The following is a 19,830-nucleotide window of genomic DNA, read 5'->3' as shown; positions in this document are numbered from 1 at the left end:
CTCACCGGCGACAGCGCGCTCGTGTTCGCGGATACCGCCGTGCCTCGCATGGCCGCCGCATACGCCCGCGCGCATCCCGATGAAAAGCCGCTGGCGCCGGACGAAGACGGCGAGACTGATCCGAGCCAGCAAGCATCGGCCGAACTCGACATCCTCGATGTCTTCGGACCATTTCTATCATATGAATATCGTCTTGACGTCAGCACGCGCGGCGGAAGCTCGTGGCGCGCGACGCGGCGGGGCGTGGTCGACCTTCGCTCAGGGAAACCGAGCAGTGTGCGTGATTTGTTCGGTACCGCGACCGGCGATCGCGTGATCGCGGCCGGCCGCCGCCAGTTCGAGATCATGCGCGACTCGGTGACGCGGGTCGCATTCGCGCTGGGTCCGGACGAGCGTCGCGCCGCGGCAGCCCTCGCCCAGCAGAAGTTCGACGACCGCAGTTTCTCGATCACGACGCTCGGCGGGCGCGCGGCCATTGCCTTTCACGTTCCGGGGCGCGGCGATGGTCCGGAGGGAAACGGCCTCGAGCTCGATCCGCTGCCCGTCGATTCAGTCGCCTGGTCCCCGGACTCGGCGTCGGCCCGGGCGCACACGGATTCTACGGGAAGCGAGCACTGGGACGCTCCTCGCTATCGTGTTATCGCGCGGTATGATACGACCGGCGACGTCGCACATTTGTCGATCTCCGACAGCGCCCGGCGGGAGTGGCCGTTGGCGTCGGTCGGAGCGCCGGTGCATCGCGTGGACTGGCTCGATCGTCCTCCGATCAGCCCGGGCGACCGTCAGGCGCTCGTGCGTGCCTTTAACGCCGCGTCGATGTACGGCGAGCCGCCGCACGTCGCCACACTCGGCCACTGGAGCCTCCAGTTCGCTCGCCATGATACAGCCCCCCCCCAAGGCAGTCAGAGAAAGCCGCCACGAGTCTTCCGAGCTCATGCTGCCCCAGCACGCCAACAACATGGGCCACGTGTTCGGCGGCGTGATTCTTTCGATGATGGACAAGACGGCGGCGATCGCGGCGTTCAGGCACAGCCGAGCGGCGGTGGTCACGGCCTCGATCGACCGCGTCGACTTCCGCGAGCCAATTCACCTCGGCGACCTTCTGGTCATGAAAGCCAGCGTCAACTGGGTCGGACGCACCTCGATGGAAGTCGGCGTCCGGGTTGAGGCCGAGGACCTGCTGACCGGCCGGCGGCGGCACACTAACTCGTGCTACCTCACGTTCGTTGCCGTGGACCGGAACGGTCGTCCCATCGAAGTGCCGGGGCTCGTCCCGGAAACGCCGGACGAGAAACGCCGCTGGGCGGCCGCCAAGGAACGCAGGCGGCGGCGGTTAGAGGAACGGGAAGAAGAAGCACGCACCAACGAACACGTAGTACGCAACGGCTAGAGCGCGAACGAGAGACATGCAATTGTTCACGGTCGACCAGGCCAATAGAACCCTCCCGCTGGTTCGCAAGATCGTCGAAGACGTCGTGCGGCAGCACCGCAAATGGCGCGAGACGATCCTCGAGCTGGATCTCGTCGCGTCGACGAACCGCGCCGAGGATTCGCGCAATCGCGCCGAGCAGCTGGAGCGTCAGGCGCAGGCGTACGCGCGCGAGCTCGATGGATATCAGCGTGAGCTCGAGGAGCTCGGCATCCAGCTCAAGGATCCGCGTCTCGGCCTCGTGGACTATCCGAGCGAATACGACGGCCGCGTGGTGCTCTTGTGCTGGCACCTCGGCGAGCCCCAGGTTCAATTCTGGCACGAGCTCGACGCCGGGTACGCCGGACGTCAACCGCTCGCACCCGCCGTCGCCGTTTGAACCGCGGGCCCGCGCTGACCGCCGGGCCGAATCAAAAAACACGAATATCGAAATGCGTCCAAGAACGTGGCGTTCTCCCGACGGCATTCTCTGGGTCGTCGACGTGGATCTCCCGGGCTCCAGCAACGCGATGGTGCTGTTCTATCATCCCGGCGGAACGAGCGCGCGGACGGACCGCTACGCGTGGTACATCAGCGCGGGTCCCGAAGCGCGGAGCGTGACGTCGCGGCTGCCGAAAAAGAAGGTGCTCGAGTCGTTGACGGACGAAGATCTCGGCCGGCTGTACCGGCGGTCGATGAAGATCTCCCGGCCGAATGCGATTCGAGGTCAGAGCACACTCCTCGGGTAACGGCGCAGAACCGTCGGTCGGCACCTGCCACTACGCTGTTATCTCGAGGCTCGGCGCGAGCCAAGCTGCGAGCGTCAGCTGGCAGCAGGAGCCTTGAGCCGGAAACGACGCGCGCTGTCCGTCGCTAGCTCAAAGCTCTCGCTGACAGCTGTTACTCGAGGCTTGGCTCGCCTCCGCTTCCGAGACGCGCGTCAGGCCAAGCGTGGCCTGAGCCATCGCTGTGAGCTCGCAGCTCAGTCCTGAAAGGGAACCTCGATCTCCATCCCGTCCTTCCCGATCGTCGTACTGGGAAACACGGATCTCGCCTGCTCCTCCAGGTCCGACGCGTCGCGCGAGTATCGCGCTGAAAAGTGGGTGAGGACGAGTCGTCGTACGCCGGCTTCGCACGCGACCCGACCGGCTTCTCGCGCGGTCGAGTGTCCGGTCTCGATCGCCCGCTCGGCCTCTTCGTCACCGAACGTCGCTTCGTGAATCAGGAGATCCGCGCCGCGCGCGGCGTCGATGGTCGCGGAACAGGGACGCGTGTCTCCGGTAATGACCACTGTGCGTCCGGATCTTTTTGCGCCCACGAGCTCCGACGATTCGATCGTACGACCATCGTCCAATGTTACGGATAAGCCTCGATGCAATCTTCCCCACTGTGGTCCTTCGGGGATTTTTAACTCGCGTGCTTTGTCCGGATTGAATCGACCTTTGCGTTCTTCTTCGACGATCGCGAAGCCGATGGACATGGCGCCACGATGGTCGACGGCGAACGCGCGGACGGCGTAGCCCGTGCGGTCGATCGATTGACCATCGTGAACCTCGAGGATCTCGACAGGAAAAGTGGCGCGCTCGAAGCCGAGGCCCTCCACGCGTTTCAGGACTTTGGCGGTCCCTTTGGGTCCCCAGAGGCGGAGGACATCGGTTCGGCCCTGAAGGGCCATGGTTCGGATCAAACCGATCACACCGAGCAAGTGATCGGCGTGCATGTGAGTGAAGAAGATGTCTTGGAGAGAGAACGAAATCCCGTAACGCATCATCTGGCGCTGCGTGCCTTCTCCGCAGTCGAACATCAGCGTTTCACCTTCGCGGTGAACCGCGACCGAAGCGACGTTGCGCTCAATGGTCGGACGCGACGCAGATGTTCCGAGAAGGTGTACGGTCAGCGACATGGTCGGTGAATATAGCCGTGAGGTGGAACCGTTCTTGCTGGGCGTAGGCCTCCTACGCGAATTCCCTCAGGTCGGGGCCGCTAACGGCAAGCCATTTGCACTGAATCGGTCGACGGTGGCCGGAAAGTGAAGGGCGTTGTGACCAAAGCCACTCATTCAGGAGGAGTTGGAATGCCGAACAAGGGCAACGAGGATCGCACCACGGCCGCCGGAGGAACCGGCGCGAGTGGATCTGGAAGCGCGCGAGCGCGTAGCAATCGCGGTTTCGCGTCGATGGACCGGAGCAAGCAACGAGAGATCGCGAGCAAGGGCGGAAAGGCCGCTCATGCCAAGGGTACGGCGCACGAATTCGATTCGGGCGAGGCGCGCGAGGCGGGTCGGAAGGGTGGCGTCGCCGTCAGCCGCAACCGCGAACACATGGCGGCCATCGGCCGTCGGGGCGGCGAAGCGCGCGGACAGTCCCGCAACCGGAACACCGCGGGCGCTACATCGCACACGCACGGCACGTCGATCGAATCGCGGTACCAGAACCATCCAGGTGGGTTGGAGAGCGACCGCGAGGTCGCGATCGGCGGACACGCGGAAAACAACACCGCCGACGCTCACGGCTCGCGTGGCAGCTCCTCGCTCGGCAACGAACGCCGCGCGTCGAGCTTGATCACTCGCGATTTCCGATAGAGGACTCCGAAGCCGAGGCTGAGACGGCGCGCCTAGGCGTGCCGTCGCGCAGCTTCGAGCTTCGCGTCGTCAATGTTCCCGCCGCTGACCACGATCGCGGCGGGCGTCTTGATCGATTGAAGCTTGCGGAGCAAGACGGCTCCCGCGGCACAGGCGCCGGCGCCTTCGACGCGCTCGCCGTGCGTCGACCAGAGCCACGCGATCGTCTTCCCGATCTCCTCCTCCTCGAGCGTCACCATGTCGTCGATGGCGTGGCGGCCGATGTCGAGCGCGTCCTCGTCGATCTGACCCGCCAGGCCGTCGGCGAGCGTCGGCAGATTCTCGATCTCGACGACGCGCCCGGCGGCCAATGACCGTGACATCGCGGCCGTGTTCACGCTCTGCGCGGCCGCAATCCTGACATGCGGCGCGACCGCTCTCACGAGCGTCCCGCATCCACCGAGCAGACCGCCCCCGCCCACGTTCACGATCAACGTTTGCAGTCCAGGGAGGTCGCCGAGAATCTCGAGCGCCACGGTTCCTTGACCGGCGAGCAGCATGTCCCCGAGGCACGGGTTGATGAACGTCGCTCCGTGATGCGCGGCGAAGCTCTTCGCTGCATCCATCGCCGCGTCGTAGTGCGGCTGCGACGTGTCCATCGCCGCGCCGAGTGCCGAAATGCCGTCGCGTTTGACCTGCGGCGCGGTGGTCGGAACGAAGATCGTCGCGTGTGTGCCGAAGTGCTTGGCCGCGTGCGCGACGCCAAGCCCGTGGTTGCCGGCCGACGACGCGACAACGCCTCGCGCCCGTGCGTCGAGCGGCAGTGTCGCGAGCACATTGAGCGCGCCACGAAGCTTGAACGAACCGGTGATCTGTCGGTTTTCGAGCTTGAGATAGACGTCGCCCCCGGCCATGCCGCTCAGCGCGTCGCTCCGCACGAGCGGGGTGCGACGGATGAGGGGTCGGATGCGATCCGCGGCCGCGATGACGTCGGCGGCGTTCAGGTCTCGAAACATTCTACCGTTTGTTACCTCCGGCGCGCTCGCAAGTCAACTTGACGCAAGCGCAGTCGCCTTCTAGTTTTACGTCGTGTGGGAGGCGGCCCCGCGACCTGCGGGGCCTTTTCCATGGGGCTGAAGTCGGAAGGGGCTGTAGCTCAGCTGGGAGAGCGCTGCAATCGCACTGCAGAGGTCACCGGTTCGATCCCGGTCAGCTCCATGAAGACGCGGCGCGTTGACACTTCCGCCGCGGTTGTACGTAGGGAAAGACTATAAGGCACGGTTCTAGCTAGAATCGGCCTCCGGAAATATGCCCGCCGCCGCTCGGTAGGACGCAGAGTTCCAATGACGGCGCGCGAGGCAACACCGGAGAGACTGCCTAAGAGGCGCGGCGCCACCTTCGGTGGCGCCTTTTTTTTCGGCCAGTTCGGTTTCGAGGCGCACCGCGACGTATGGCCCGCGCTAGAAGTCGGACGTCCGATTTCGGACATCTGACGTCAGACCCTGCGTTGCACGTAGAGGCTCCGCGACAGGTCGGAGCTCCTGCTGTTCACGCCGGGTCTGACGTCGGACCTCAAATGTCAGACGTCCGATGTCCCCAAAGCCGTACTCGCCGTTCCAAAACAGTCGTCAGATTGGCCGCGATCCCACCGCCGTGTGTGGTCTCGCGCCGTTACGGCTTGGCGATGTCCGACCCTCCCTCCTCGCGCGGATGCCACGCGCGGGCAACAGTTTTCAAGTCGGCCTGCATCGCGACGAAGCCGTCGTGGAGGAACTTGTCCTCCTCGGCCTCGACCGTCGCATCCAGATCGCTCATCATGCGCCCTGCGAGCGAGCCGAGGAATCGCGCGATCGTACTCTCCTGGACGTCGAACCGCGCGCGCCGCGCGAACACTGTTTGAGCCCCGGCGGTGTCGCGGACCGAAAGCTGGAACAGGGCGCCCTGGCCCAGGAACGGGCGATGCAACGGCGTCCGGATCAGCCGCTCGGTGACGAGCGGAAGTTCCCATTCGGGCTCGCGCTGCGCGATGATCGAGATTGCCCGCTCGTGGCCGACGTTCGAGATCACGAAGTCGGTCACGAGCTGCCGGAATCCCACGTGGAACAGCTTCACCTTCATCTTGATGTCGGACGTCAGGCGCAGTGTGTCGGACCAGGGCTTGAGGGGGCCGGTGAGGGGCGCCAGTCGTCCTTCGGCGATGCGATAGCGGAACGTGACGAAACGATCGCGTCCCGTCGCGTCGAGCAGCGTCGTGCCGTTCTTGTCCGCCAGCACGAAGTGGTACTTCGCCGGACCGAGATACTTCTCGAGGTACTTCGCCAGCGCCGGATACGCACCTTGCATCGCCTCCGGGTGGAACCCCGCGGTGATCGATACGCTCGTCCCGCCGCCGGCCGCGGCCGCGAGATGCAACGAGTCGATCGCGAATCCGCGACCGAACGCCGCCGACGTGCGCGGAAAGGCGGCGCGGTAGTCCTCGCGAAGCTGCGCCTCGGTCCGGCCTTCCGCGACGCGAAAGAGGGCGACGAACAGGTTGCTTACTTCGGCCGCCGAAATCGAACCGACGCCCATTTCGACGTCCGTATCCCAGCGATAGACGTCAGGCTCCAACGACCGAAGCTGAATCGTATGCCGCGTGTCGGCCCCCCGCACGATCGGCATCGGGGACGGTCGAGTCTCGATTCGATAGCGGGCCGTCTTGTCGTCGGTCTCGCCCCGCGCGAACAGCGTCCGGGTGGTCGAATTCGGCATGATCGACCACACGGAGCTGTCGCTGAACACGCGCGACGGGACTAGTGCTGCCTGCGCGAGCCGGAGACGAGCCTGCTCGAACTTGGGTTCGAGCTCGACGCGATCGAATCTCGCCGCGATGGACTCGAAGAGCTCATTGGCGCGCGCCTCGGCGACGGGCGGCGTGGGGCCCAGTCCGCGGAAGGTGTCGGCGCACGCGCCGAGCAAGGGGCAAGCGAGGATGGCTGCGGCTGCGACGCCAGCGGTCGGATTGCGAAGTGGCAAGCGGCGGCCGAAGTTGAGTTTACGGACCGTGCGACGAGCGCCGATCCAGACTCTGCTGGTGGGTGGGACAGGCCGCCATCAGGGTTGAACGGGTGCGTTATGTCAAGTATAATCAAGATGTTCGCCGCTCCGCTGTCAGGGGGACGGCGATTTTTTGCCCCTTGGTGTAACTGGCAACACGCCTGACTCTGGATCAGGAGAGTCCTGGTTCGATCCCAGGAGGGGCAACTTGCAGCGACTCAACCGGTTCGGTTGGGTCGCTTTTTTATGTGAATCAGGCCGCTCCCCCTGTTTCTTCCTGAGATTGATCCGGGCTCGCACGTTGCTCGGCAAGCTCAAGCGAAGCGATTCGTACCCACGCTGAGTATCCTCGAGTGGGCGCCTCGTCGCTCCGATTTCAAGGAGCCTTTGCAAAGACAACTCCCACCATTCGACTGGCACCAAGCCAGGCCGGTCGCGTCGGAGTCGCTCAACAGCGTCATGTGGATGAAGCAGCAAGACGTAGCCAAAACGGCGTGCATCATGGCGAACAGCGTCGCGAGCGCGATCATCGACAGGAGCATACCAAGCATGCCGATCGGCATCACGCTCTTCATCGAGTCTTGCGTGCGGTACACGGTCGCAACGCGAGCGAATTCGGCGCGCATCGCCGAGCCGCTGAAGAAGGCGCCCCCAGGAGGAAGTACGTCGCGAAGGACGCCACGGCGGCCGTGCAGATACGTACGACAGTCATGGGTGTCGTTCGCTTTCCGCGAGATAAATGAGAAAATCGAAATTTCCCGGCGCCACGCCCTGCTCACGCAGGAGCAACGCAACTTGACCGCGATGATGTACCGCGTGCAGCGCCGCGTGCTCGAGCAAATCGCGGACACGCATCTCGTGCGTCGGCCCTCCGCCAAACGCGAAGCGCACCGTGCGCGACACGTCGGCGTCCGACAACCCGACGAGGAACGCCCGCACGTGCTCTTCGACCTCGGCCCACGTCTGACGAAGCGCATCCAGCGTCGGGAAGTTCTCGGGCTTGAGTGCATCGCCGCGCGACGGCCCGCCACAGCGATCCAACCAGCCCCACTCCGCGCTCAAGACATGCACGAGCGTGTTCCGTATCGACCCGTAGCTTCCGGCGACCGGCGCCGCGAATTGCTCGGCGCTCAACGGCTCGATCGCCGCAAAGAGTCTTGCGTTCGCCCAATAGCTGTAGTCGAATATGCGCTGAAGATCAGATGGTTGCACGCGGCCCCCTCAAACCAGTAGTGTAAAAAAAGCGGAATCCGGCCATTTCCGCGGCCAGGGATTCCGCCTACTCTCGCGCCGAACGCATGCACCCGAAGGGCCCCTATGGTCGGCGCGTTTCAGTTCGATTGTCGCCGCATCCTATTGCGCAGAGAACAGAGCGTCAAGCGGTGCTGTCAACTACAAGGTTGGTCATGCAGGGGACCGTCCTCAAGATCAGCGACGTGTCGAATCGCGTTCTACACGCGGACTGGATCTGTGAAATGATCCACGTCGCCCACCCGCGGATGCATCACCGATGCCCGTTTGATATGCACGACGGCTGTCTTCGGGGCAACGGCGGAGACGATTTCGCTGTCCCACTCCGGTGCGGTGTGCAACAGATCGCCATCGCGGTACGTTCGTTGGAAGGTGACCTGGCGTGGAGCGAGCATGACCGATTTTCTGCAAGACATCCGATACGCCCTTAGGACCTTCAGGCGAACGGCCGGCCTGACTGCCGTAATCGTCGCGTCGCTGGCGATCGGCATCGGCGCGAACAGCGCGGTTTTCAGCGTCGTCGACGCGCTCCTGCTCAAGCCGCTCCCATATCCGGAGCCCGAGCGACTGACGGTGCTGTGGCTCCGGTCGCCGGGCATCAACATCCCGCAGGACTGGCCGTCACCCGGCCAATACACGGACATCAAAAACGAGAATCGGTCGTTCTCCGAGCTCTCGATCTCGCAGGGTCGCGCGGGAACGCTGATTGGCCGCGGTGGCGAAGCGCCGTTTCCCGAGCCGCAGCGTGTCGAGGCGCTGCTCACCTCCTCGAGCCTTTTTCATATGCTCGGGGCGAAAGCTCGCTACGGCCGGCTCCTGCAGCCAGACGAAGACGTGCCGGGCAAGGCGCCCGTCGTCGTGCTGAGCAACGCGTTCTGGAAGCGCACATTCAACGGCGATCCAACCATCGTCGGCAAGACGATCGTGCTGAACGGTCTCAGTCCACGGGATTCGATCCATCAATTTCAAGTCGTCGGCGTGCTTGACGCGAATTTTCTCTTGAACGCCGAGATCATGCCGACCGTGTCGAGCACGCAGCAGATGGATCTCTTTCTGCCGCTCCCACTCGGCGCCGATGCCGTGAATCGCCGCGGGGACGAGAACTACAATCTCATGGCGCGGCTCAAGCCAAACGTGACGATGACGCAGGCGCACGCCGACGTCGCCGCGATCGCGGCGCGGATTCGGGACAAGGACAAGCGCGATCGCACCTTCACGATCGACGTCGTGCCGCTCGTCGAATCCGTGGTCGGCAACGTGCGGCTCGCGGTGCTGGTCCTGATGGGCTCCGTGACGCTCGTCCTGCTCATTGCGTGCGCGAACGTCGCGAACCTGTTGCTCACGCGCGCGAGCTCACGGCAAAAGGAGATCGCCGTTCGCGTTGCGCTCGGGGCAAATTGGCGGCGTCTCGTGCGGCAACTCCTCACCGAGACCACGCTGCTCGGTCTCATGGGTGGCGTGGCCGGTCTCTTGGTCGCCGCGCTCGCCCTCGGCGCGATTCGCGCCATCAATCCGGGCAACATTCCGCGCATCGACGCGATCGGTCTCGACGGACGCGTCCTCGCATTCACGTTTGGCGTGTCGATTCTCACGGGCATTCTGTTCGGTCTGGCGCCGGCGCTCAAAGCGGCGCGCGTCGATCTCAACTCGACGCTCAAGGCCGGTGGCAGGAACACTCATGGTGACGGAGGCTTGAGCGGTTCACGCCGGCGGCTCCGTAACCTGCTCGTGGTCGCGGAAGTAGCGATCTCCATCGTGTTGCTCGTTGGCGCGGGGCTACTCATTCGGAGCTTCGTTCAGCTGCAGCGCGTCTCGCCAGGCTTCCAACCCGACGGTGTCGTGTCGATGCGGCTCGGCGTATCCGGGCGTCATTTCGACGATCGCAACGCCGCGCTGGCGTACTGGACCACCTTCGGAGACCAGCTGGCGAGCGTCCCTGGCGTGAAAGAGCGCGGAGCGGTTTCCGCGCTTCCGTTCACGTCATCGGTCGGGTGGGGCCAGATCAATGTCGAAGGATGGACGCCCGAGCCGGGGCACGAGCTGCAAGTCGACCAACGGGGCGCGACGACGAACTACTTCAGCACGATGCGGATCCCGCTCATCGCCGGACGAGTCTTCACCGATGCGGATCTGGCGGAGAATGCGGAACCCGTTGTCCTCATCGACAACAAGTTCGCGCAACGCTTCTGGCCGAAGGGCGAGGCGATCGGCAAGCACGTGTGGTTCAATCCCGCACGAAAGTTCAGGATCGCCGGCGTCGTCGGCACGGTGAAGCAGTATGGCCTCGACGTCGATGGGCGCATTGTCGTTTACATGCCGTCCCCGAATGCGGGCTATCAAGTGGCGAGAACGACCGGCGATCCAATCACCATCGCCCGGGCGATGATCCGCAAGATGCACGACCTCGATCCGACGCTCACGGTGTACGACGTTCAAACGATGTCCGACCGAATGAGCGGCTCGATGGCGCGCCAGCGATTCGCGACGACGATGCTCGGCGCGTTTGCCGCGTTCGCGCTGTTGCTCGCCGTCATTGGTGTCTATGGCGTGATGTCGCGCCTCGTCGCGCAAGGCTCGCACGACATCGGCGTCCGCATGGCGCTCGGGGCCGATCGCGGAGGCATTCTGTTGATGATATTGCGACGCGGTACGGAGCTCACCGCGCTCGGCGTCGTCGCCGGACTGGTCGGCGCCGCGGCGCTGACGCGCGTGATGGCGAGTCTCCTGTTCGGCATCAGCACGACCGACGCGATCACGTTTGCGGTCGTGCCGATCATCTTGATCGCGACGGCCATGCTCGCGACGTACATCCCCGCGCTGCGCGCGACGCGCGTCGACCCGACCGTCGCGCTACGCGAGGAGTGAGCGCGCAGCGGTACGCACCCCGGTTGGCGGACTAACCGCCGAGCGCACTCTCCTCGCGCCACGCCTCGGCGACGAGCCGCAGCACGTGCTCGCGGACGTCGGCCGGCCAGTTTTCCATCAGTCGTTCCAGGCGGGCGTCCTCTTTGGCGTAGAGGGCGCGGATCGCCTCTTCAGCATTCTCGAAATTGCCCGCGACCGCCCAAATGAATCGATAGGCCGCGTCGCGGAGCCGCCGGGAACGTGGTGTCGCTTTGCGGGCCGCGTCGACGAGACGCCTCAGCGTTGCCGACGCTCCGTTCGGCTGCTCGGCGAGCCACTCCCAGTGACGCGGCAGCAACGAGACCTCCTTGCTGACCACGCCGAGCTTCGGCCGTCCGGGGCCAACGCGAGGCGCGTCGGCGGCTCCGGCTCGAGACAGTACCTCGTCCAGTGTGCCGCGAAAGTCGACGTCGACCTGCTTGCCGGTCTCGTCGCCGAAGATCAGCACGGGCTCGCCGCCGGCGTCGAGGTATCGTTTCGTCGCCGTCAGAAGCTGTGGCCACGGGCCGCTGGCGACCTGACGATGGCCGGCGAACGCGGTGAAACTGCCTCTCTCTTCCATAGCCAAAACCCCGGTCTCCAAGACGATTTATCAGGAATGAATACGAAATGGAAGAATATTACCAGGGTATAATTCGCGCAACCGGCACTCGTCGGACAGCCCCATCAGGACATCGGCTTCAACAGGCCTGTACCGTGAAGAAGCGAAGCGGAACCGCCGCGGGGGCGGGGGGACCGAGCACCACGGTCGAGTTCTGACCGAGAGGGAACGCCATTACGCCGGCGTCGAGAACGACGGACAGCTTGTCGCTGAAGGTGATCGTCCCCGCGTCGATCGGCACGCTCACGAAGCTGCTCGCCGACCCGAGGCCGACGAACGACGTGAAGGTGAGATCGTTGCGGTGCATGAGGAGCGGCGCCGTGCTCGACGTGCCGTTGAAGAAGCGCAAGCCCGCCGAGTTTGCCGCCGGCACGAAGTGATTGTCCAGCGTCGTGAGCTGTATGTTGCCGACCGAATCGCCGAACGCGACGATGATGACATTGTCGCCGGACTTCAGGCTTGCCGCGAGCGGAATGGTCGCGCCGGTCCCGCCGTTCGTGATCGCGATTCCATCGATCAGCGCGTGGCTCAGGGTGACAAAGACGCAGCTGGAGGACTGACCGAACACGAGCCGCGCGTTGCCTGAGTCGAGGACTCCCGCGTTGGCGAGCGACACGGGCGTATCCGTCGCATTGACGAGGCGAACGGTGGCGAAGCTGCCGACTTGATTGAAGTTGCTGTGGTCGTAGCATGCGGCGGCCATCAGCGACAGCGCGCCGACGACGCAGTGGAACGGACGGAACATCTGAGCTCCCTGCCGAACGCTGGCGCCGCTCGGCAACGGGCCGAAGCGCGGCGGGTGGGCCATGCCTACCGAAGTTGCAGCGAAGGCAATTCCCGGTCCGAGACCAAACGATCGAGGCGACCCGCCGCGACTAGAGTTCTCGCATAAGCGTCCGCGAACGGAATGCGTCCCAAGGCCAAGCTCGCCTTGGGGGGGCGCGGGGGAGCCGTCAAGGCCGCCGTTGCACACGCACATGCTCTGGTTGGACGGGTGGACAGTAGGGACTGTTACTGTCGATCCGTTGAAGCGTCGACGCGTCACCGTCCACCGCTCGCGCGGTGCCGGTGTTACACGTCGCGTCTCAGCGCGATCGCCGGATCGATGCGCATCGCTCGCCGCGCCGGGAGATACGCGCCGGCGATCGCCGCGGATGCGAGCACCGCGACCGCGGCGACGAACGACACCGGGTCGCTCGGCGAACGCTGCGTCAGCAGGTGCGCGAGTGTGCGGGTCATCAGCATCGCGCCAACCACGCCGACGCCGGCGCCGACTACGATGAATCCCATCGCCGGACCGACCACGCCTCGCACGACGTCGGCACCTTGCGCGCCGAGTGCCGTGCGGATCCCGATGTCGTGCGTTCGCTGCGCCACCGTGTACGAAATCACGCCGTGGATGCCGACCGCCGCCAAGAGCAACGCGACGACAGCGAACGCCGCCATCATCTCGCTCGTGATGCGTTGCGGCGAAAGAGCGCTGCGCTGCACGTGATCGAGCGTCAGCACGCTGCCCGGCGCCACCGTCGGCGCGACACCCGCGATCGCGCGCTCGATCCGGCGCGTCATCGACGCGGGATCGCCCTTCGTGCGAACGACCAACGACTTCGTGCGCCATGGATGCGCCTGCGCGGCGCTCACGTAGTAGGTGGGCGCGTCGGCAGGACCGACGTTGGGGTTGAAGTGAACGTCGCCGACTACGCCGACGACGGTCATCATCGTCGTGTCGTCGCACGCGCACCCGATGCGTTTGCCGACGGGGCTTTCATTCGGCCAATACGCGCGCGCCATCGACTCGCTCACCACGATCGCGCTCGCCGACGTCGAATCGTCGTGGTCGGTGAAGGCGCGGCCGCGGACGAGCGGGATGTCCATCGTCGCGAAATAGCCGGGCGTCACCATCTGCCAGCGAGGCGTACGAGCCGGATCGCTGCGCGTCGGACGCGGCTCGCCCTCGAGAAAAATCCGGCTGTCGTACTTGGCCCAGTCGGGGGGCAGCATCGTCGACAATGCCGCGCCGGTCACGCCGGGCTCCGCCCGAACGGCATCGAGCACACGCGTGTACATCGCCTCGGCGTCGGCCGTCGTCCTGTAGCGCGCGATGGGCGCGGTGAGCTGCATCGTGAGCGCGTGATCGACGCGATAGCCCGGCGCTTCGTTGGCGACCGCTACGAAGCCGCGCACGGTGACCATCGTGCCGACGAGCATCGTGAGGGCGAGGGCCATCTCGCCGGCGATGAGCAATCCGCGCAGCCGGTGCTTCGAGGGACCATGCGACGCACTGCGTCCGCCTTCGTTGAGCGCCTGCCTCGGATCCGCGCCGCTCGCGACGAACGCGGGAGCCAGGCTCACGAGCAGCGCCGAGACGACGGAGACCGCGGCGGTGAAGGCGAGCACACCCGCGCTCAGCTCCATGCGCGTCCATCCGGGATTCAATCTCGCCTGTTCGGCGGGGAGCATGGCGCGCACCGCCTCGATTCCCCAGACGGAGAACAGAGTGCCGAGCAGTCCGCCGGCGAACGCGAGCAGCAGGGACTCGGCGAGCTGTTGGCGCACGACGCGTCCGCGCGACGCGCCCAGCGCGACGCGGACGGCGATTTCGCGAGTGCGGGTCGTAGCGCGAGCGAGCAGCAGGTTGGCGACGTTCGCGCACGCGATGAGCAGCACGAGCACGACGGCGGCGAGCTGGGCGAGCATGAACGGCCGGGGATGTTGTCCATAGAAGGCGTTGGCATCCTCGACGCGCATGTCCCACTTACCGTCGTCCTCAGGATACTCGCGTTGCAGCTGCTGCATGATGCCGTGCACGTCGGCGCGCGCCCGCGCGAGCGAAATTTCGGGGCGAAGCCTGGCGAGCACACCTCGCAGGAATCGCCCGTCGCGCTCGCGGCCGTAGTCTCCGGCGAGCGAGAGCGGCGTCCACAGCTCGGCGCCCGGTGGAAAGACGAAGCCGGCGGGCAACACGCCGACGATCGTGCGCGGCACGTCGTTGATCTGCACCTTTCGGCCGACGACGCCAAGGTCCCTGCCGAACCTCCGGTGCCAGAGTCCGTCGCTGATGATGACGACGTCCGGCGAAGTGGTGTAGCGCGCGTCTTCATCGGTGAACAAGCGGCCCAGCGCGGGCAGGACACCAAGCAGATGGAAGTAGCTCGGAGTCACTCGAAAGCCGGCGATGCGCTCCGGTTCGTCGATTCCGGTCAGGTTGGCGTCGAGGTTGGTGAACGCCGCGAGCTCGCTGAAGCTGCGATTCCGTCGAGCGAGGTCCCCGTAGTTCGCGGGCGCCATCTCGGCGTCGTCCGGGCCCGGTTTCGCCGGCGGCACCTCGGCGACCATCACGAGGCCGGAGGGATCCGTCGCCGGAACGGGGTGGAGCACGAGTGCGGATGTGACGCTGTACACGATCGTCGTGCCACCGATGCCGAGGGCGAGGCAGAGCACCGCGGCGGTGGCGAGGCCTCGGTCGCGGTACATCGCGCGGGCGGCAAGTCGCAGATCTTCGAACATCGTAGGGTGCTCTCTCATGGTCGGCGCGTTGGGTGCAGATGGTAAGAAGCGTGCCTGTCGCGATCGTGCGTCAACCGGGGGTGCGACAACGCGTTGGCGACCGCGAAGCGTCGTCGGAGCCATGCCCCTTGTCCGCTCGTGGGATTTCCACTCCAGAATCGGACAGCCCGGGGGCGGGATCGCGTCAACCCGGGTTCCGCGCTCTAGATTGCGTGAGGAACGCCGCTGCTCGAGTACAGACGAGAGTCCACGATGGGCGAACGGTCCCGCCGGGCTATGAGCGAGCTGAATGACGTAGCAACATCTGGGTCGCCCGACGCGCTGAGCGAGCCCGCCGCCTCAGCTCCCGCGTCGGCGCCGGCGCGGGCTGACCGCCGGCGGTTCGATCGCTCGATCGTCGATGGGCCGCTGGCCCCGGCCGTAACCAAGCTGGCGTGGCCCACCGTCCTGACGAACACGATCGGCGGGTTGCAGGGGATGATCGACCACGCGCTCGTCGGCAACCTGGTGGGGTTCGCGGCGAACGCGGCGATCGGTGTGAGCTGGCAGATCATTCTCGTGGTGATCGTGTTCGTGTCGTCGATGTTCACGGGGATGAGCGTTCTGGTATCGCGATATGTCGGTGCCGGCGACGGGGACATGGCGGACCGTACGATCTACCAGGCCTTCCTGACCGTGATCGTCCTGTCGTTCGGTGTCCTTGCCCCGATCGGCTACGTGTCGGCGCCGTCTCTCTTGTCGCTGGTGAACGCGGCGCCCGCGGTGCGGCACGAAGCGCTGCCGTTCCTGCGGATCATGTTCGTGTTCAGCGGCGGGATGCTGACCTTCTTCATGGTCGGCGGCGCGCTCCGCGCCGCGGGCGACGCACGAACGCCGATGATCCTCGGCATCACGATGACGGCGCTCAACGTCGCGCTGAACGTGGTGCTCATTCGCGGACTCGGACCGATCCCCGCGTTCGGGACGCGAGGGGCGGCCATGGGCACGGCGACCGCCTCGGGGATCGTCGCCATCTATTCACTGTGGAAGCTCGTGCGTGGCGGATGGGTGGTGTCGTTCGCGCATCGCGGCGGGTGGGGACCCGACTGGCCGATCATTCGTGCGCTCTTCCGCTTCGGTCTCCCGGCGGGAATTCAGGGCATCGCCATGAACGTCGGCGGCGTCCTGCTCCTCGCGTTCATCGGTTCGCTACCGCAGAGCGCGGCCGCGCAGGCGGCGTATGCCGTGTCGTACACCGAGCTCTTTTCGCTCGTGACGTGGACGTCGCAAGGACTTTTGGCGGCCACTTCGACGGTCGCCGGACAGAACCTCGGCGCGGGATTCCCGGATCGCACCGTAAAGGGCGTGCACGTCGCGGCGAGGCTTGGACTGATGGGCGCGGCGTTCATCGGTCTCATGTTCTGGCTCGTTCCGCGACAGTTGCTCGCCATCTTCGGGATGCACGATCCCGTGGTGGTGGGGATTGGCGTCCAACTGCTTCACGTCCTGAGCGTGAGCGGCCTGTTCATCTCCGTCGCGCTCACGTACACCGGCGGATTGCAGGGAACGGGCGACACGAAGAGCCCGCTCTACATCTCGCTCGTGTCGCAGCTCGTCATTCCGCTTGGCATCGTGTTCGTGTTTTCGCGGCTGGGAATGCTGCAACCGATCACGATCTGGCTCGCGATCCTCACGGGGCACGCGACGAGGTGCGCGTTGAGCGTGGCGAGGTTCAATCAGGGAAAATGGCGGAGCATCAAGGTGGTCTGACGAGATCTCATGACGAGGGGCCCGTCAGACGCTTCAGGGCTTTTTGTCGTCGCTGGCTTTCTCGAGAGCCGACGCCCAATTGAGCCGGACGACCAACGGCGGGCGCGTCTTCAGGGTCTCGCCCGCGAGCGCGAGCATCAAGAAGTCGCCATTCGGAAAGACGTCGTACGACGCTCGCCCTCCGGGTATCGAGTAGCCGTCGAGCGCGAACAGCTTTCGCTCGTTCGAGACAGCGAGCTTCGGCGAGGTCGTGACCTGGACCGCCATCATGGTCGGGTGTGGACTCGGAGTTCGATAGAACAGCTCGCGCCCATCGCGCGACCACACCGGATCGTCGCCACCTTCGTTCGACACCTTCACCTCTTCGTTCGCTCCGACGATCCTGCGGATGTAGATCTCGGGCTGTCCTGTGCGCGACGACCGATACGCGACGAAGCGGCCATCCGTCGAGATTCGCGGATTTGACTCGGCGTAGGGCTCGGCGGCGAACACGCGCGCCTTGTCGAGCGAATCGATCGGGGCGATCCATACGTCGGGACTGATCGGCCCAGTGAGGGCCCACACCGCGTACCCGCCGGCGGGACCAACGTCGCCGGACAATATCGCTCCGGTTGCATGAATGAACGCTCTTGGGCGCGCATTCGCTGAAAGGTCAATGACGTATTCGGTGGAATCGCCCGGGAACGTCTGGAAGAACAACTCCTTCCCGTCGCGGCTCCAAATTGGCCGATCGCTCGTTCGTGTCATGGTGACGCGAATCGATTTGCCGGTCGCCACATCCATCCGCCAAATGTCCGGATTTCTCATTTGGCTTCCGGCCGTGAACCCATCGCCAAGGGACAAAGCCACTTCCCGGCCGTCGGGAGAGACACGTGGTGTGGAGTAGACGCCCGGGGTTGCGCCGATCGAACGCGGCGTACCGACGCGACTGGCTATGACGGGCTGGACTTGTCCCGCAACCGCGCGCCCTTGAATGAAGGCCAGCGTCCCGTTGCCGGCCACGGCGACCGGATAAGCGCCACCTGTGCCCCCGCTCACGTCTTCCGCCACGAGGACCGGTTCTCCCGTGAGGCGCAACGCGCGCGCATCGAACGGAACGGCGTACAGGCCCGAGCCGGGTGTCGCAAAGACGATTCGTCCCATCGAATAGCGCGGAAACAGGCCGCGCACGCCGAGCTCAGTGATCTTGCCGCCCGGAATGGACACGACGCCGATGAAGGTGGAATCGAGATAGTTCCGCCTTTTGAAAATCGTGATCAGCGCCGCGTTGCCGCCGGGAAGGACGTCGGGAAATCCGAGCAGCACTCCGCGCGCAGTATCCGCGGTTGCCAGTACGGTTCGGTTTCCGCTCTGCGGGTTGACGCGCAACAGTGTGCGCCCGCCGGACGCGACCATGATGATCTCGTCGCGATTTCTCCACGAGACTTGGCCATTACGAGGTCCGGAGTCGGAAACAGTCCGCACCTGGCCGCCGGCGATGTCGATCCGCTTGATCACCCCGCTTCCGGCGTCGGTGCGCGGCAGCGAGAACAGAACCTCGGCGCCGTCAGGCGAAAAGACGGGCGAACGAGCATCCTCGGTGCCGCGCAGCTCTTGCACGACGCGATCCCCGAGCCGCCGCGCGTAGAGCATGGGAACCGAGTGGGGTTTCGCAGCCATGAACACCAACGTTCGTCCATCGGGCGATAAGGCGATCGACGATGCCGCTCCGCCCGTCGGGAGGTCGAGGCTGTCGGGCAGCACGACCTCGAACTCCGCCGGAACAGGCGGTGGCTCCGCGCGAGGCGCGCGCGCTGAGGCCAGGGCTAGCGCGGCGGCAGCGGCTGCGAAGAGCGACCAGGCGACGATTTCACGAGAACGGCTCGCGCGAGAAACGGCCGTCGACCGCGCGCTCGGCAACATCCCGGTGCTGCGCGTGACGTGTCGCACGCCGTTCAACGCATCGGCGAAATCGCGCGCGGTCGCCCAACGGTCCGCCGGTAGCTTTTCCAACGCGCAATCAACCGACGCTTCAACCTGCTCGGGGACACTCGGCCGCGTCGCGCGAATGCTGCGCGGTCGTTCGGTCAACACGCGCGCGATGATCGCCTGCGACGTCGAACCGACGTGCGGCGGCTCACCGGTCAGCATCTCATACGTGAGCGCGCCGAGCGAGTAAATGTCGGTGCGCGCGTCGATGGCGCGGTCGCCGGTGGCCTGCTCGGGGCTCATGTACTGGGGTGTGCCGAGCGAGAGTCCTGTCTGCGTGATGCGCGAGCCACCGGCGTTGGAGATCGCCAGCGCGATGCCGAAGTCAGCGACGAGCGGTTGGCCTTCCTGCAGCAGGATGTTCTCGGGTTTGAGGTCGCGATGGACGACGCCTTGGCGATGCGCGTAGTCGAGCGCGCCGGCGATGGCGGTCGAGATCCGGATGGCTTCGTCGACCGGGAGTTGTTTCTCGCGCTCGATCCGCGCGCGAAGGCTTTCGCCCTCGACGTACGGCATGACGTAGAACAGCATCTCCCCCGCGACGCCGGAATCGAACAGCGGCAGGAGGTTGGGATGCTGGAGGTTGGCGGTGACTTGGATTTCCGCCTGGAATCGGTCGACGCCGACCACGGCGCCCAGGTCGGGGCGCAGCACCTTGAGCGCGACGCGGCGATGATGCCGAAGGTCGCGCGCGAGGTATACCTTGGCCATCCCGCCTTCGCCGATGAGCCGCTCCACTGCGTAGCGGTCGGCGAGGGCGGTGGAGAACGCGTCGGTCATTTGCATGGCGGCGTCAGGCGGGGGGAGCCGCAAAGGTCGGACAAACGTGGAGACCACCGGCGGTGC

The 19,830-nt window shown here is 65.4% G+C and carries 17 protein-coding genes, 2 tRNA genes and 1 pseudogene; 9 read left to right on the top strand and 11 right to left on the bottom strand.

Annotated elements, in window-relative coordinates:
- Nucleotides 1–258 precede the first annotated feature (258 nt).
- Nucleotides 259–486: a hypothetical protein gene (locus VGQ44_15850; protein HEV8448302.1), complete on the bottom strand. Its 228-nt coding sequence runs from the start codon at nucleotides 484–486 to the stop codon at nucleotides 259–261.
- A 16-nt stretch (nucleotides 487–502) separates the two neighbouring features.
- Between VGQ44_15850 and VGQ44_15845 the strand changes: the two are divergent.
- The 4 genes and pseudogenes from VGQ44_15845 to VGQ44_15830 all read left to right on the top strand — a co-directional run bounded on the left by VGQ44_15845 (nucleotide 503) and on the right by VGQ44_15830 (nucleotide 2,157).
- Nucleotides 503–1,120 (top strand): annotated as a pseudogene (locus VGQ44_15845) (acyl-CoA thioesterase).
- Nucleotides 1,121–1,144: 24 nt separating this feature from the next.
- Complete coding sequence (locus tag VGQ44_15840; protein ID HEV8448301.1) at nucleotides 1,145–1,390, top strand: hypothetical protein; 246 nt, start codon at nucleotides 1,145–1,147, stop codon at nucleotides 1,388–1,390.
- A 16-nt stretch (nucleotides 1,391–1,406) separates the two neighbouring features.
- Nucleotides 1,407–1,808 carry a DUF2203 domain-containing protein gene (locus VGQ44_15835; GenBank protein HEV8448300.1) on the top strand — a complete coding sequence of 134 codons (402 nt, stop codon included), beginning with the start codon at nucleotides 1,407–1,409 and terminating at the stop codon, nucleotides 1,806–1,808.
- Nucleotides 1,809–1,860: 52 nt separating this feature from the next.
- Nucleotides 1,861–2,157, top strand: a complete 297-nt coding sequence (locus tag VGQ44_15830) for a hypothetical protein (protein ID HEV8448299.1) — start codon at nucleotides 1,861–1,863, stop codon at nucleotides 2,155–2,157.
- A 233-nt stretch (nucleotides 2,158–2,390) separates the two neighbouring features.
- Here the strand turns inward: VGQ44_15830 and rnz are convergent, their stop codons facing one another.
- Nucleotides 2,391–3,311: a ribonuclease Z gene (gene rnz / locus VGQ44_15825; protein HEV8448298.1), complete on the bottom strand. Its 921-nt coding sequence runs from the start codon at nucleotides 3,309–3,311 to the stop codon at nucleotides 2,391–2,393.
- Nucleotides 3,312–3,482: 171 nt separating this feature from the next.
- Here rnz and VGQ44_15820 point away from each other — a divergent pair, with 171 nt between their 5' ends.
- The gene (locus VGQ44_15820; protein HEV8448297.1) at nucleotides 3,483–3,989 is read left to right on the top strand and encodes a KGG domain-containing protein; all 507 of its coding nucleotides are present in this window, start codon (nucleotides 3,483–3,485) and stop codon (nucleotides 3,987–3,989) included.
- A gap of 32 nt (nucleotides 3,990–4,021) precedes the next feature.
- Here VGQ44_15820 and VGQ44_15815 read toward each other — a convergent pair whose 3' ends face one another.
- The gene (locus tag VGQ44_15815) at nucleotides 4,022–4,984 is read right to left on the bottom strand and encodes a pyridoxal-phosphate dependent enzyme (GenBank protein HEV8448296.1); all 963 of its coding nucleotides are present in this window, start codon (nucleotides 4,982–4,984) and stop codon (nucleotides 4,022–4,024) included.
- 129 nt (nucleotides 4,985–5,113) lie between these two features.
- Here VGQ44_15815 and VGQ44_15810 point away from each other — a divergent pair.
- Nucleotides 5,114–5,186 (top strand) — tRNA-Ala (locus VGQ44_15810).
- A gap of 453 nt (nucleotides 5,187–5,639) precedes the next feature.
- Here the strand turns inward: VGQ44_15810 and VGQ44_15805 are convergent.
- A complete protein-coding gene (locus tag VGQ44_15805; GenBank protein ID HEV8448295.1) occupies nucleotides 5,640–6,983 on the bottom strand; it encodes a hypothetical protein in 1,344 nt (447 codons plus the stop codon).
- Nucleotides 6,984–7,138: 155 nt separating this feature from the next.
- Between VGQ44_15805 and VGQ44_15800 the strand changes: the two genes are divergently transcribed.
- Nucleotides 7,139–7,211 (top strand) — tRNA-Gln (locus VGQ44_15800).
- A gap of 107 nt (nucleotides 7,212–7,318) precedes the next feature.
- Here VGQ44_15800 and VGQ44_15795 read toward each other — a convergent pair.
- The 3 genes from VGQ44_15795 to VGQ44_15785 form a co-directional block, all read right to left on the bottom strand.
- Entirely contained in the window at nucleotides 7,319–7,630 is a 312-nt protein-coding gene (locus VGQ44_15795; protein ID HEV8448294.1) for a hypothetical protein, read from the bottom strand.
- A gap of 82 nt (nucleotides 7,631–7,712) precedes the next feature.
- On the bottom strand, nucleotides 7,713–8,216 hold the full coding sequence (locus VGQ44_15790; GenBank protein ID HEV8448293.1) for a DinB family protein: 504 nt from the start codon (nucleotides 8,214–8,216) through the stop codon (nucleotides 7,713–7,715).
- 239 nt (nucleotides 8,217–8,455) lie between these two features.
- Nucleotides 8,456–8,650, bottom strand: coding sequence for a hypothetical protein (locus tag VGQ44_15785; GenBank protein ID HEV8448292.1), 195 nt, complete (start codon nucleotides 8,648–8,650; stop codon nucleotides 8,456–8,458).
- On the opposite strand from VGQ44_15785, the gene VGQ44_15780 reads away from it, so the two are divergent.
- Nucleotides 8,649–11,120: an ABC transporter permease gene (locus tag VGQ44_15780; protein ID HEV8448291.1), complete on the top strand. Its 2,472-nt coding sequence runs from the start codon at nucleotides 8,649–8,651 to the stop codon at nucleotides 11,118–11,120. The genes VGQ44_15785 and VGQ44_15780 overlap by 2 nt on opposite strands.
- 31 nt (nucleotides 11,121–11,151) lie before the next feature.
- On the opposite strand, the gene VGQ44_15775 is transcribed toward VGQ44_15780, so the two are convergent.
- From VGQ44_15775 to VGQ44_15765, 3 genes are all read right to left on the bottom strand, one after another.
- A complete protein-coding gene (locus VGQ44_15775; protein HEV8448290.1) occupies nucleotides 11,152–11,721 on the bottom strand; it encodes a DUF2239 family protein in 570 nt (189 codons plus the stop codon).
- 118 nt (nucleotides 11,722–11,839) lie between these two features.
- Nucleotides 11,840–12,505, bottom strand: coding sequence for a hypothetical protein (locus tag VGQ44_15770; protein HEV8448289.1), 666 nt, complete (start codon nucleotides 12,503–12,505; stop codon nucleotides 11,840–11,842).
- A 326-nt stretch (nucleotides 12,506–12,831) separates the two neighbouring features.
- Nucleotides 12,832–15,285, bottom strand: coding sequence for an ABC transporter permease (locus VGQ44_15765; protein ID HEV8448288.1), 2,454 nt, complete (start codon nucleotides 15,283–15,285; stop codon nucleotides 12,832–12,834).
- 258 nt (nucleotides 15,286–15,543) lie between these two features.
- Here VGQ44_15765 and VGQ44_15760 point away from each other — a divergent pair, with 258 nt between their 5' ends.
- Entirely contained in the window at nucleotides 15,544–17,016 is a 1,473-nt protein-coding gene (locus tag VGQ44_15760; protein ID HEV8448287.1) for an MATE family efflux transporter, read from the top strand.
- Between the two features lie 33 nt (nucleotides 17,017–17,049).
- Here VGQ44_15760 and VGQ44_15755 read toward each other — a convergent pair whose 3' ends face one another.
- Entirely contained in the window at nucleotides 17,050–19,770 is a 2,721-nt protein-coding gene (locus VGQ44_15755) for a protein kinase (GenBank protein HEV8448286.1), read from the bottom strand.
- Nucleotides 19,771–19,830: the final 60 nt, after the last annotated feature.

The organism is Gemmatimonadaceae bacterium (genome assembly GCA_036003045.1).
Lineage (GTDB): Bacteria > Gemmatimonadota > Gemmatimonadetes > Gemmatimonadales > Gemmatimonadaceae > JAQBQB01.
The sequence above is the reverse complement of the archived record's forward strand: the minus strand, read 5'-3'. Positions and strand labels throughout refer to the sequence as shown.

Excerpts from the sequence above, each read along its gene's own strand:
- VGQ44_15835 (HEV8448300.1), top strand. The coding sequence starts at position 1,407 with ATGCAATTGTTCACGGTCGACCAGGCCAATAGAACCCTCCCGCTGGTT.
- VGQ44_15755 (HEV8448286.1), bottom strand. The coding sequence starts at position 19,770 with ATGCAAATGACCGACGCGTTCTCCACCGCCCTCGCCGACCGCTACGCA.
- VGQ44_15770 (HEV8448289.1), bottom strand. The coding sequence starts at position 12,505 with ATGTTCCGTCCGTTCCACTGCGTCGTCGGCGCGCTGTCGCTGATGGCC.
- VGQ44_15765 (HEV8448288.1), bottom strand. The coding sequence starts at position 15,285 with ATGAGAGAGCACCCTACGATGTTCGAAGATCTGCGACTTGCCGCCCGC.
- VGQ44_15795 (HEV8448294.1), bottom strand. The coding sequence starts at position 7,630 with ATGCGCGCCGAATTCGCTCGCGTTGCGACCGTGTACCGCACGCAAGAC.
- VGQ44_15785 (HEV8448292.1), bottom strand. The coding sequence starts at position 8,650 with ATGCTCGCTCCACGCCAGGTCACCTTCCAACGAACGTACCGCGATGGC.
- VGQ44_15830 (HEV8448299.1), top strand. The coding sequence starts at position 1,861 with ATGCGTCCAAGAACGTGGCGTTCTCCCGACGGCATTCTCTGGGTCGTC.
- VGQ44_15760 (HEV8448287.1), top strand. The coding sequence starts at position 15,544 with ATGAGCGAGCTGAATGACGTAGCAACATCTGGGTCGCCCGACGCGCTG.
- VGQ44_15820 (HEV8448297.1), top strand. The coding sequence starts at position 3,483 with ATGCCGAACAAGGGCAACGAGGATCGCACCACGGCCGCCGGAGGAACC.
- VGQ44_15815 (HEV8448296.1), bottom strand. The coding sequence starts at position 4,984 with ATGTTTCGAGACCTGAACGCCGCCGACGTCATCGCGGCCGCGGATCGC.
- VGQ44_15780 (HEV8448291.1), top strand. The coding sequence starts at position 8,649 with ATGACCGATTTTCTGCAAGACATCCGATACGCCCTTAGGACCTTCAGG.
- VGQ44_15840 (HEV8448301.1), top strand. The coding sequence starts at position 1,145 with ATGGAAGTCGGCGTCCGGGTTGAGGCCGAGGACCTGCTGACCGGCCGG.
- rnz (HEV8448298.1), bottom strand. The coding sequence starts at position 3,311 with ATGTCGCTGACCGTACACCTTCTCGGAACATCTGCGTCGCGTCCGACC.
- VGQ44_15775 (HEV8448290.1), bottom strand. The coding sequence starts at position 11,721 with ATGGAAGAGAGAGGCAGTTTCACCGCGTTCGCCGGCCATCGTCAGGTC.